This window comes from Acinetobacter sp. RIT698 (assembly GCF_009668065.1).
GTDB lineage: Bacteria > Pseudomonadota > Gammaproteobacteria > Pseudomonadales > Moraxellaceae > Acinetobacter > Acinetobacter guillouiae.
The window spans coordinates 20,262-33,056 of record NZ_WJYH01000046.1; the positions used below are offsets into that span (position 1 = coordinate 20,262).

The 12,795-nt window shown below is 37.8% G+C and carries 12 protein-coding genes; 6 read left to right on the top strand and 6 right to left on the bottom strand.

Annotation, left to right across the window (positions count from 1 at the left end; translation table 11 throughout):
• Nucleotides 1-19 precede the first annotated feature (19 nt).
• Together GJV03_RS17120 and GJV03_RS17125 are read right to left on the bottom strand one after the other, a co-directional pair.
• Entirely contained in the window at nt 20-1,474 is a 1,455-nt protein-coding gene (locus GJV03_RS17120; protein ID WP_154130657.1) for a benzaldehyde dehydrogenase, read from the bottom strand.
• A gap of 95 nt (nt 1,475-1,569) precedes the next feature.
• Nucleotides 1,570-2,451, bottom strand: coding sequence for a transporter (locus GJV03_RS17125; RefSeq protein ID WP_151957330.1), 882 nt, complete (start codon nt 2,449-2,451; stop codon nt 1,570-1,572).
• Between the two features lie 632 nt (nt 2,452-3,083).
• Between GJV03_RS17125 and GJV03_RS17130 the strand changes: the two genes are divergently transcribed.
• From GJV03_RS17130 to GJV03_RS17140, 3 genes are read left to right on the top strand one after another with little or no spacing between them, the layout of a single operon-like run.
• A complete protein-coding gene (locus tag GJV03_RS17130; RefSeq protein ID WP_004721539.1) occupies nt 3,084-3,398 on the top strand; it encodes a hypothetical protein in 315 nt (104 codons plus the stop codon).
• Entirely contained in the window at nt 3,391-3,909 is a 519-nt protein-coding gene (locus GJV03_RS17135; protein WP_004721541.1) for a PAAR domain-containing protein, read from the top strand. The genes GJV03_RS17130 and GJV03_RS17135 overlap by 8 nt, the downstream gene beginning before the upstream one ends.
• Nucleotides 3,903-4,658: a hypothetical protein gene (locus GJV03_RS17140; protein WP_154130658.1), complete on the top strand. Its 756-nt coding sequence runs from the start codon at nt 3,903-3,905 to the stop codon at nt 4,656-4,658. Before GJV03_RS17135 ends, GJV03_RS17140 begins: the two co-directional genes overlap by 7 nt.
• Before the next feature lie 424 nt (nt 4,659-5,082).
• On the opposite strand, the gene GJV03_RS17145 is transcribed toward GJV03_RS17140, so the two are convergent.
• The 3 genes from GJV03_RS17145 to GJV03_RS17155 form a co-directional block, all read right to left on the bottom strand.
• Nucleotides 5,083-6,879: a sigma 54-interacting transcriptional regulator gene (locus GJV03_RS17145; protein WP_154130659.1), complete on the bottom strand. Its 1,797-nt coding sequence runs from the start codon at nt 6,877-6,879 to the stop codon at nt 5,083-5,085.
• Nucleotides 6,880-7,129: 250 nt separating this feature from the next.
• Complete coding sequence (locus tag GJV03_RS17150; protein ID WP_154130660.1) at nt 7,130-7,825, bottom strand: LrgB family protein; 696 nt, start codon at nt 7,823-7,825, stop codon at nt 7,130-7,132.
• Nucleotides 7,822-8,214 carry a CidA/LrgA family protein gene (locus GJV03_RS17155; protein WP_154130661.1) on the bottom strand — a complete coding sequence of 131 codons (393 nt, stop codon included), beginning with the start codon at nt 8,212-8,214 and terminating at the stop codon, nt 7,822-7,824. The genes GJV03_RS17150 and GJV03_RS17155 overlap by 4 nt, the downstream gene beginning before the upstream one ends.
• A 341-nt stretch (nt 8,215-8,555) precedes the next feature.
• Between GJV03_RS17155 and GJV03_RS17160 the strand changes: the two genes are divergently transcribed.
• Genes GJV03_RS17160 through GJV03_RS17170 form a run of 3 tightly spaced genes read left to right on the top strand, consistent with a single transcriptional unit; the run spans nt 8,556 to nt 11,147 of the window.
• A complete protein-coding gene (locus GJV03_RS17160) occupies nt 8,556-10,013 on the top strand; it encodes a cytochrome ubiquinol oxidase subunit I (RefSeq protein WP_154130662.1) in 1,458 nt (485 codons plus the stop codon).
• Entirely contained in the window at nt 10,006-11,010 is a 1,005-nt protein-coding gene (gene cydB, locus GJV03_RS17165; protein ID WP_154130663.1) for a cytochrome d ubiquinol oxidase subunit II, read from the top strand. Before GJV03_RS17160 ends, cydB begins: the two co-directional genes overlap by 8 nt.
• 14 nt (nt 11,011-11,024) lie before the next feature.
• Nucleotides 11,025-11,147 (top strand): DUF2474 family protein, encoded by a 123-nt coding sequence (locus GJV03_RS17170; RefSeq protein WP_004721553.1) that lies wholly within the window; start codon nt 11,025-11,027, stop codon nt 11,145-11,147.
• Nucleotides 11,148-11,303: 156 nt separating this feature from the next.
• On the opposite strand, the gene GJV03_RS17175 is transcribed toward GJV03_RS17170, so the two are convergent.
• Entirely contained in the window at nt 11,304-12,569 is a 1,266-nt protein-coding gene (locus GJV03_RS17175; protein ID WP_154130664.1) for an OprD family outer membrane porin, read from the bottom strand.
• Nucleotides 12,570-12,795 lie beyond the last annotated feature (226 nt).

Sequence of the window (12,795 nt, forward strand, 5' to 3'; positions counted from 1 at the left end):
TCATGATTTATTTAATTGTTTAAAAAGGATAATGTGGCGCTTGAGCCTGTACTGTAATCCATTGCCACTGGGTAAATTCATCGGCATTGGCAGGGCCGCCAATACGCGTACCATTACCTGATGAACCAAAACCACCAAATGGATTGACCGTTTCATCATTTACGGTCTGATCGTTGATATGTAGCAAGCCCACTTTGAGCTGCGCACCGAGTTGCATACCTCGTCCCACATTGGAGGTAATAATGCCTGCTGAAAGCCCATAATCGCCGTCATTGGCTAATTCAATGGCCTGTTCATCTGAGCTAAACGGGATCAATACCGCAACAGGACCAAAAATCTCTTCACTAAAAATCGAATTGTTTGCAGTCACATCTGTCAGTACAGTCGGTTGAAAAAATACCCCATCGGCATGCCCGCCGATTTCCAATGTTGCGCCTTCATTAACCGCAGCACTGACCAATTGTTCTACACGTTGCGCTTGTTTAGCATTGATCAATGGCCCAATGGTGACATTCTTGTCACAAGGATTCCCTACCACAAAATTCTGCACTTTTTCAATTACACGCTGTTTGACCTGTTGATAAATTTTTTGGTGAATCAAAATCTTGCCAGAGGTCATACATATCTGCCCAGAATGTAAAAATGCACCCCATGCAATATTTTCTGCTGCCAACTCAATATCCGCATCATCCAAAATAATCAGTGAGTTTTTCCCACCCAGTTCTAGAGAGACTTTCTTTAAGGTCTTTGCCGCATTCGCCCCAACAATCCGTCCAACTTGGGTTGATCCCGTAAATTGGATACTGGCAATATTTTTATCCAAAGTCAGTGCTTCACCAACTTCGGCCCCACCTGGCAATACATGCAGCAGCCCCTTTGGCAATCCTGCAAGTTCAAAAATCCGTGCAATCACATAGCCACTACACACTGCTGTACGCTCATCAGGTTTTAACACCACCGCATTACCAAAGGCCAAAGCAGGTGCCACAGCACGTAAAGCTAAGTACAGTGGAAAGTTAAATGGAGAAATGACCCCAACAACACCTAAGGGCAAGCGTTTCGCTATACTTAGTTTGCCATTTTGCGTAGGTAATAATGTGCCCTGTTCAGTTGCAGGTGAAGCAATACAATGTTTAAGCACTTGAATCGCAATACTCACTTCAAAGCCTGCTTTCAGTTGTAATGAGCCACTTTCCTTAACCAGCCACTCAATCACTTCCGCTTGATTTTCTGTCAGTAAAGCAGCAGCTCGCTCAAACACTGCCTGACGCTCTTGATAATTTAAAGCCCACCACTGTTGTTGAGCGGCTTTGGCTTGTTGTGCAGCGCTCACCACATCAGCGGCAGTGGCATAACCGATTTCACCAAGCACTTGACCTGTTGCAACCTCAATCACACTGTAGGTGTCTTGGGCTGACTGCCATGAACCGTTAAATAATTTTTTATCCCAAAGCTCTTTTGTGAATATAGACATTATGACCTCTTCAAAATTTATTTAGACAATTGCTTTACTGTTCCAACTGCATCCTTGTAAAAATGACGCAATCAATGTGTTACACCTGCTTTAAATTAAAAAATGTAAAACACACGAAAATTTAGACCGTAATCTTTCTTAAATCCGCTTTCTGTTCGTGTGTCTGAAAGCAACTGTGCACTTAATTGAGTTTTTGCATTCAGCATTTGCTGAAACTCCAATCGCGCTTGTTGCTTTTCCATGTTCTGATCCAGTTTGATTCCATCCAGCTGTTGTTCACCCCCATAATTTGCGGCATAACCGAAGGCGATTCTCTGTTTAGAATTCAAGTCGTAACGTAAGTTAAATTGAGTTTGATAGCTGGTCGCTTGTGAAAGTGTTTGATCACCCTTTCCTGCTTCATCGTTGTCTCCATACCAAATCACATCTTGATAAAGTTCAAAAGCAAACTTGCCATATAGCGGCTGTACCCATGCCAGTTGAAGATCATACTTAAATCGATTTTCGCCTAAATTCACCGCATCATTTCGATCATATTGCCCAACTGGCAAATAAATAAATGGGGTAAATGCCAGATAACGACCCGATGAACCTTGTTCAGGTCGATTAATCAACCAAAATGCAGAAGCAATTACTGGATCTGCAAAACCTGAAGCATTGTTTAAATCAGTATCGCCAATTTGCGTATGCCGTACTGTTCCAAACGGTAAAATTATTTGAGGTGTTGCACGTAACCCAGCGATGTCGGTGTAATGAATAAAGCGCGCGATACCGATATCCGATTTAGATTCAGCTCTGGTTTTTTCACCATTTTGGTAATAACCCTCCATTTGACTATGTTGATAATAGAACACACCTGCATTGGTGCCTTTTGGCAACGCTGTATAATCCCCCACGTTTACGTCAATCGCATGGCTATACTGTACAAACATGCCACTCAACATAAGAAGCAGGCTATTTTTATTGCTAAAACACATCATCTATTCCCTTTAGTTTCAAGCATCCTTTTCACTGCTCATTGCACTTATTTAAATTTTGAATCAAAAATCAATCGATTTATCCATGACGAATCGACCATCTACACTTGATGAATCGTTTGATAGATTTGTTTTAATCAAATATGAGCCATAGAATATTTGCAGTTAGCGTGCCAATATTTTTATGATTAACAATCATAGACTTAAAATAAAGCTACACTCCCAATGTCCAATAAATGAACAGCATTGAGAAAGCGCTGTCCAATCAATGGACAATCACTGGGGGCCTAAAACAAGGATGGGTTAGCGATGTTGACGAGTAGATGAAATATCTTCTAAACAATTAAATATGGCGCTTGTTGAACTGGTCGTGAACGATAAAGCAAAATTATGTTAGTAAGACAAAAATTAAAATATAAGTTATTAAAAAACACATATGACTAATTCTTAAATTTACTATTTTAATAAATCGTACGATCAGAACATGAAAGCTATAAAAAGACTGTCATTACTTTGAGTAAATAAATTTAAATTATTAAATATAATTAATAATTCAATTAAATTTGTCTTAATATTTGGTTTTATGTTTTAATCTCTATGTTCTTCATTCAATAACAATAATTGGACTAAGTATGACGAAACCTAAATTTTTACATGAACTACCAATTGAACAGTTAAAACAAATGTCTCAACAAGACATAAAGCAAACAATAAAAGCAGAACAGCTTTATTTTCGACATAGGCCGAAAAAGATCTATTACCTTGCGGTAAATAGAGCTAAAAGCAAAAAAGGTGGATTAGTTAAAGCGAGTGCGTTAGTAGGAAGCTTCTTAGAGAATGGTGATGAGATTGTCGATAGCCCTAATAACTCTGTAGCTATAAATATCTTTATCGGTGATAAGGCCCCTGAAGGCTTTTTGTGCCAAGAAGGTGTTAATCATGGCTAAAGGTTTTGCAATTCATAACTCTATGACAAATCATGGAGGAATCATTCAAGCAACACAACAACGAACCTCTCAAATGGGAAACCTATTTCTACGTGCTGGAGATGGTCACTTTTGTCCTAAGTGTAAATGCTGGTCTACAATACAACCAAGTCATAACCATATCATTATGGATGGAAAACCAGTCGCTTACGTTGACGATCTATTAAGTTGTGGAGCTAAAATTTTACCTAAACAAGATCATGTTGTTGGAACAAGTCAAGGGGAAAACTATAGTAAGAATACAAACTCATCAAGCTTTTTAGCTCAAGGCTTAACTCTATATTCAGGTCAATATCAGTTAGTAAATAATTCAAATAATCAACCCTATAGCAATGTAAAATACATTGTTACCTATGCTGATGGTCGTACTATTGAAGGTGTCACTGATGAAAATGGCATGACAGAAAAACTAGAATTTACAGAAAAAGCAGAAGATATTGAAATTAAACTTTTTGAGGCTGATTCATGGTAGATCAACATCAGACTACAACAACCAAAATTGCAAAAGTAGAAATTGTAAAATTAAAATCACCTACCCGCCTCGTCCTATACGGTGGTGCCCGATCTCTTGGAGATAATGGGGCTTTTTTTCATGCCTCTAAAAATGTGATTGCTGATTATAAAAATGATCTACCTGTGAAATCTTATTTTATTTCAAATGGAATGAGGCAGTTTATTGATCTAATAAATGTTCAACCTGAAAATTCCATTCAATCTTTAGACGTTTTTAGCCATGGTTCTGATCTAGGTCTTTATAGTGTGATTGGTGCTTCTTTAAAAAAATCAATGACATTTGAATATTCTCAGTCAAATAATTTATCATCTAATTTATATAGAAATAGATCAACAAAATTGGATCAATATGAATTTTTTGGTGGAGCTAATTGGAGAAATTCATTCATTATTTCAGACATTAATTTTAAAGTTTTTACAAATGAATCAAAAATAGAAATACATGGTTGTAATAGTGCATTTGATGGAGAGCTAGACACTCTTAGCTCTTTAATATCAGTTGCTTTATTCAAAGCTGGTAAAAAAAGAAGTGTTGTTATTGGGCATGCGGATTTTGCTAGTCCAAATAGAGGGGGGACAAAGGATATGTCTAAACAAGATTATCGACATGAGACACGAATAATTTATAATAATGGTAAAGTCATTGCTAAAACACGCAGAGAAGGTCGTCTTTCAGCCGAATTTATAAAAAAAGCTTTAGGAGGGTGAAGTCGTGGAAAATTATGAATACTGGGTTAACGTTTATTCTGCTGTTTTTTCAATATTAATTATATCTTTAAGCTTAAATTCTATTATTTTTATAAAAGATAAAATTAATAAAGTACTCTCTTTTTTTGTCTTTACTGGTCTATATTCTTTAATTTTAAGCTACTTTTTTGAAAAATCTTCAATTGGTTATACACAACAAGAACTTTTACCAACGTTTATTTATAAAGGATATAATTCTCATATATTCCAAGGGAATACATATTTGTTAATAACTTTAGTCCTTTTCATTCTATTAATTATAAGACTATTAATTAATAGAAAAACCCACATGGACAAGTAAAGGATTGATCATCTTGAATTTTTCAGGCTCTCTTTCAGCTGAATTTATAAAAAATGAACTAAAGGGTTGAATAGAAAATTACAATTAATTGCCAATATATTTATATATCGTTGTTCTTGAAATGTTTAAGCGTTTCGCTGTCCTTGCGATATTGCCATTTTCTTCTTGTAACACCTGCACAATCATTTGCTTGGTCAAGCTATTTAAGTTTTTATTTTCATCTAATATCAGTTGCTTACTTTGCTGCTGAATCGCTAAATCAGCTTCAGGTAAATATAAATGATTTAAAATTTCACTGTCTTTAAACGCTGCGGATAGCTTCACCACATGAATTAATTCACGAATATTTCCTTCCCATGTGTGCCTTTCAAATTGTTGTTCTACATGGCTCGACCATTGCGCTATGCCAAATTGATCCAGAATGTGATGTAAAATAACCTGTTTATCTTGACGTAAGCGTAAGGGTTGTAAATGTACCTGAAAACCGCAAATACGATAATATAAATCACGGCGGAATGACTGCTGTTGTATTTTACTTTTTAAATCCTGATGTGTTGCACATAACAGTTTAAATGCTGACTTGATTGGTTTACGTCCTCCGACCCGATAGAACTGCTGATCTTGTAACACTCTTAAAATTTTCACTTGTAAATGTAAAGGCAAATCACCAATCTCATCGAGAAAGAGTATGCCCTGATCTGCCAGTTCAATTAAACCTTTTTCGCCTTGCCGTTTAGCACCTGTAAAAGCGCCGCCTTCATAACCAAATAATTCTGCTTCAAGCAAATGATCTGGTATTGCACCGCAATTAATCGAAATAAAAGGTAAATCTACATCGAGCTTCTGATGTAACTGCTGAGCAAAATGATCCTTACCTGTGCCGGTTTCTCCGGTAATCAATACAGGAATATCGGCTTTTAATGCTTTCAGCGCTTGATCAAGCAAATGCTGTGTCGTGATTTTGCTTGTTTTATTCTGCAACTGCCCATTCACACTACGTAGCTGGGCATAAAAAAATGCATGGTCAAAACTTTGAATTAAAAAACAATCACTCGAATTTAATGGATTCAAATGCTCAGTGAGTAAAAAATGATCCATTGGTTGCTGCAACAATTGCTCAATAGAACAATTCAGCAGTTTCAACGCCATTTGGTTGGCTTTGAGGATTTTTCCTGATTGATCCAGTACGATCATGCCCGTATAGGCATTGTTCAGCAAATCTTTGGAATGTTGAAAATAAAGGACCCGTTGATCAGGTTGTAGTGCTGCCTGAATAATCTTATTTTCCAAAATATAACTTTGGTAAAGTAAGTGACGCAACCAATTGCTCGCCAAAAGCCCTTGTGGTGAAGTGATATCTAAAGCACCGAGTACATCACCACAGCCATTGAATATCGGAACCGATGCACATGAATAATTTGAAAATTCATCCAGATAATGTTGATGCCCTGTCATGATCATAGGCTGTTTAGACATCACACTACATGTCGGTGCAATCGCACCAAACACAGAGGGCTCAATAATACGACCCGTGCATAAATAATGATATTGGTCATCTAAATCAGGATTGTGACGTTCAGCAATAATTTTAAGCTGATGATTAATTAAGAAAACGATAACATCCTGTTGCCCAAATAAGCGCCAGACATCATTTAATACACCTTCAGCCAATGCGGCTAATTTTATATCACCCTGTGAAAGGTCAGCGACAGAAAACTCGTCTAAGTCAGTGATTTTGGAGAAAGGGCTTAGGCCTGAATTTTTTGCACTTTCCCAAAGCTGTAAAATAGGTGAATCTCGTTGCACAAGCTCTGGCAGTTCTCCAGTATTGTAAAAGTTATATTTAATATTTTGCCAAGAAAATTCAGATAACCCATCCATAAGCCTATTCCAAATCCAGCAGTTGCTTTCGATCATCCCGTTGATGATCCCAATATAAAATCACCCTCTCTAGAATATGACAAGGGCTAAATACAATTAAATATGTAGCGCAAAACCAGCACCATCACAAAATCCTATACGGAGGTTTAAAATAAATATTCATGTAAATCAATTATATTTCACATTACATACTATCTTTAAATACAGTCTAGACTTCATTCTTAAATGTTATTTTTCAATCTAAATAAAATCAAACAATATGTTTAATCAATGAAATCATAAAGGGCGCAAATAACACCATGATGATTCCTGAAATAATCATGGATAGACTGGCAATCACTCCTTCTAACTCATGACGTTGTCTTGCTCGCGCAATCCCCATCGCATGAGCGGCATTTCCTAGAGCGGCGCCTTGTGCAATACGGTTTTTATAGCGCATCCATAACAGTAAAAAATCACCAAATAACATCCCCACTAAGCCTGTTATGACCGTAAACAAGGGAATTAAACTGATTGAGCCGCCAATTTTTTCAGTCAATTCCAAGGCAAATGGAATAGAAATCGAACGTGCCAAAAGACTATTTTTCAAAATTTCGTCGAAATTGAACATACTTGCCAATAGCCAGCTACTTAAGATCCCCACCAGCATAGACACACTAGAACTGACGATTAAAACGAAAAAATATTGTTTGACGATCGCTCTATAACGAAATACAGGAATCGCAAATGCCACTGTAATTGGTCCTAACATGGCAACCAAATATTGGGTGTATAGGTAATAGTCTTGAAAGCGATGCTGAAATATAAAGATCAAAATAATACTAAGACTCGGCACCACAATAATCGGAGAAAAATATATTTTCTGGGTAAAAACAAATAAGCGCTTTGCCAAGAAGTAACACAGTACCGTCCAAAGCAAGTAAAAAATTCCCCACAACTCCGTCATTCCATATCATCCTGTTGCAAGAATATTTTCACCATCAACACAGAGCTTGCCATCACCAAAGCGGTACTGAGTAAAATCACCAGAAATATTTTCCAACCACTGATCAAAAGCAATTGCTGATACTGAATCACACCGACCACTGGTGGAATAAAAAACAGTAACAGCTCACCCAATAGAATATCTGCACCTAGACTCACCTTTTCCAAGTTAAGCCATTGCATTTTCAATAAAATCAGCAATATAAAAAAACCTAAAACACCTGATGCAATGGGTAAATTCAACAGTTTTTGCAACATATATGCAAAACCCCAAATCGCTATAATCAAGCTGATTTGGTAGCTCGCGCGCTTAATGGTGGTTAACTCAGATATTGTATAAAACACTGTCATTTACATCCGTATATTCATCATGACTCAGGCTAAATTTAACGGTACATACCGTTTTTTAACTTAAAATTGAGTGATATATCCGTAGTTTGCAGTGCATTAAAGAAAAAAAATAGCTACAAAAGCAGCCGATAAAAATATAACAGTTTAGCCATGTTTTAAAAATCTGTTATATTTTTTCTCCTCATTTTCTGTACCTACATCCCAACTAAATAATGGTGCAAGATCTCCATTATTTCTAAGTAGGTAGTTTTTATGGAACGATCTATGGTTTTTTCCAAACTTAATCATGACGGTCATGGGTCTATAGTGGTCCACTGCCTCAAGCAACGATGGGGCATGCAATGAGTCTCGGATTAACTGCACTAGAACTGGCAAGAATTCAGTTCGCTTTCACTGTGTCTTTTCACATTATTTTCCCTGCAACCTCTATTGGTTTAGCCTGTTTCCTTGCACTGCTGGAATGGAAGTGGTTGCGGACACAAAACCCTGTTTACAAAGACCTATTCAAATACTGGATTAAGATTTTTGCTGTTGCATTTGCTATGGGTGTTGTTTCAGGCATTGTCATGGCCTACCAGTTTGGTACCAACTGGAGTGAGTTCTCGCGTATCTCAGGGAGTGTGACGGGACCATTACTCACCTATGAGGTTTTAAGCGCATTTTTCTTAGAAGCAGGCTTCTTAGGAATCATGCTTTTTGGTTGGGGCCGAGTCACCGCAAAAGCCCATTTTTTTGCCACACTTATGGTCGCCATTGGAACCTGTATTTCCATGTTCTGGATTTTATCCTCTAACAGTTGGATGCAAACACCACAAGGCTTTGCAATAGAAAATGGCATCATTGTTCCGACGGACTGGTGGGCAATTGTATTTAACCCATCGTTCCCCTATCGCTTTGCACATATGGCAACAGCTGCATTTTTAGTGTCTTCATTATTGGTTGTGGGCACAGCTGGCTGGCATCTGCTTAAAGGTCGTCGTGATGAATTAATTAAAAAATCATTCTCTATGGGTTTATGGATGGTACTGGTAACTTCTTGTTTACAGGTAGTTATTGGCGACAACCATGGTTTAAATACCTTAAAACACCAACCAGCGAAATTGGCAGCAATTGAAGGACACTGGGAGACCAACCGTGACCATGCGATGCCACTTCTGCTGTTTGCGACACCAAACATGCAACAAGAAAAAAATACAACTGAATTCGGTATTCCCTATTTAGGCAGTTTGATTCTAACCCACTCCTTAGATGGCGAAGTCACTGGATTAAAGGACTTTGCAGCTGAAGATCGTCCAAATGTAGCCATCGTTTTCTGGAGCTTCCGTGTCATGGTGGGTCTTGGCATGTTAATGGTGCTGCTGTCTTTAACAGCCTTATGGCTACGCAAAAAGAATCGACTCTATGAGTCTACATGGTTTCATAAATTTGCCATTGTGATGGGCCCAACGGGTTATATCGCTTTACTCGCAGGTTGGGTTACAACAGAAGTAGGAAGACAGCCTTGGGTGGTTTATGGCGTATTACGTACCAAAGATGCGTTATCGCATACCGTAACAGCAGACCAAGTGGGACTCAGTCTGATCATTTTTGTACTGGTGTATACCGTTGTATTTGGTGCAGGGATTTATTATATGTTCAGACTCATGAAATCTGGACCTGAGTTTTTAACTCATTTAGATACTGAAATAACAGGTTTAGGGCATTTTAAAACCCCATTACGCCCCCTCAGTGCTGTGGATGATCCAATCGATGGACAACAAGCGCCGCTAGATCAAAATAAGGAGAAACATCATGATTGATCTCGCTTTAATATGGGTCGGCATTATCGGTTTAGGTGTACTGATTTATGTAGTGATGGATGGCTTTGATTTAGGCATTGGAATTCTCTTTCCATTTATTACAGACCGACAAGAACGTGATGTCATGATGAATACGGTCGCCCCTGTCTGGGATGGTAACGAAACATGGATGGTGCTTGGCGGCGCGGGATTATTTGCAGCCTTTCCGCTGGTCTATTCTACGGTACTCTCTGCTTTATACCTTCCCATTATATTTATGGTGGTCGCATTGATTTTCCGTGGTGTTGCCTTCGAGTTCCGCTTTAAAGCAACTCGAACCAAATACTTATGGGATCAAGCCTTTATTTGGGGATCGATCTTATCTAGCTTTTTCCAAGGGGTTATCCTTGGTGCATATATCCAAGGTATTCAAACCACTGCGGGTATTTATAGTGGCGGTGTATGGGATTGGTTTACCCCTTTTTCACTTTTCACTGGTTTAGGTGTTGTTGTCATGTATGCCACTTTAGGTTGTGGCTGGTTGATTTTAAAAACGGAAGCGCGTTTACAAGACATCATGTATACGCTGATGCCAAAGCTGTTAATTACGTTAATGATTATTTTTGCTGCCGTCAGTATCTATACCCCGATCACACATCCTGAAATTGCCCAGCGCTGGTTTGCATTACCAAACCTTATATATTTCAGCCCTGTGCCTATTTTAGTTGTACTCTTTTCTGGTTTAATTTTACATGCTTGTAAGCAACGACATGAGATTAAACCTTTTGTTTATACGCTGGCATTGGTTTTTCTGGCATTTACTGGATTTGTAATTAGTTTATGGCCCAATATCATTCCACCTTCAGTTTCAATTTGGCAAGCCGCTGCACCAGAATCAAGTCTTAAATTTACTTTGGTCGGTGCGGCAATTCTGATCCCAATTATTATCGCTTATACCTTTTTGTCTTACTGGGTTTTCCGAGACAAAGTCCGTATTGGTGATGAAGGCTACCATTGATCAAGGAGTTTTAGATGAATAAATACATCAAACAACTCAACCCTGCAACATGGTTTATTTTGTTGTGGTGTTTCGGTTTTGCAGCATTGGCTCTAATTGCGGGGTTGTTTAGATTAATGCTTAGTTTTGCCTATTAGGCATATACCTATTGATGATCTGACTAGCGAAGAAAGGATAAGCATTTAACTATGCTTATCCTTATTTATTTGGACGCTTAAATGTCCTGACTGCTAAAGATGATGCCTCATATTTTTAATAGGGGGCATCACTCGATTTATCGGATTAAGCAAAAATTAGAATTTAAAGGTATAGGTTGTGATAAAACGATTTTCCACAAAATCTCTACCTGGAAGGTTTCCAACACCATATTTAATATCAGCATCAATATAGCGCCATTCCACTCCAAGACCTTTTAACCATCCTTCTGGAACAGTATAGTTTACAATCAAATTTTTCTCGGTTTCTTTATTATCCTTAAAGCCAGCCCGATAAATGTCACTACCATTTAAATAACGCAAGGTCAGTTTCAAGCCCGGTACGCCATGATCTTTAAAGTCATAACTATATAAGGCATGCCAAGTAAACTCTTTCGCTTTATAAAATGCAATTGCAGACCAAGTTTGTAAATATCCTTGCGGGACATAACCATTTAAAAGTGGAATATTGTCCTCACCGAAATGTTTTTGCACACCCGCTAAAAAGGTATTTGGCCCATGTTGTGCACTCGCTTGTAATCCTACAGACTGCACATCGATGTTTCCAAAATAAGCATCGCCATCCTCTTTATAATTAAAATAGCGCGCATCTACTTTTAGCTTGGTCTCATTGACTTTTTCTGTATAAACCGCATTGAAATAGTGTTGTTGATAAATATCTTCCAACTGACCAAACCAGTATGAACCAGTGAAGTTTGGGGTGAGCTTATAGTCTAATCCGATAAAATTTAAACCATCACTTCTTTTGTTGGGATCTGTGGAGTTGCCCAAAGTGAATTTTCTATATTCATCATCATCTCGAGCATTAACATGGGTAAAACGGCCTGCGGACAGTTTTAAATTTTGAATGTCTTGGCTTTCTAGCATTACCCCAGCATAGGTCGTCACCAATTGTCGAGAATCATCAATAAATAAAACCGGTGTTTTTGGAAAAAGCTCCCCCACTTTAAGCTCTGTATTTTGATATTTAAGTTTTAAGGTGGCACCTAATTTTAAATAATCCCGTGCTTGTTGGGCTTCACTTTTGTCATATTTAAAAACGGTATCTAAACGTTCATCATAACGATCATTTAAACGTAGGGCATATTGAAAACCAAAATCCAAACCGACTTGTAGCGCAGTGTCGCTATAACCCGATTCAAAGCGCCCAGATGCCGCCTGCGACCAACTGCCGAGGTCATGTTTGGTATCTTCGTAGTCACGTTCATTATAGAAATTGCGTAAATAAATACTGGTGTTACTCTCTTCTAAAAACTCGGCATAAGCAGCATCTATACTCAGACATCCAAACAGCGTATAAAGTGCAACTCGTTGAGTTCTATAAAGCAGATTTAGCTTTAACATGGGAAATCCTTTCCTGAATCTTTGAAATTCTTGTTGTGTAAGTTCTAGGTGTTCTTTGTCTTATCCTCCAGACAAAAACTTTTGCACTTCCTTAAAATATAAATAAATTCAAAACGATATAATTAAGGGAATACATCAGTATTACCCATTATCAGAATTATTAATGTAATTTTCCATGTATAATGTGGTATATGTTTATACCTTTTCAGTCATACCACTGCTATTT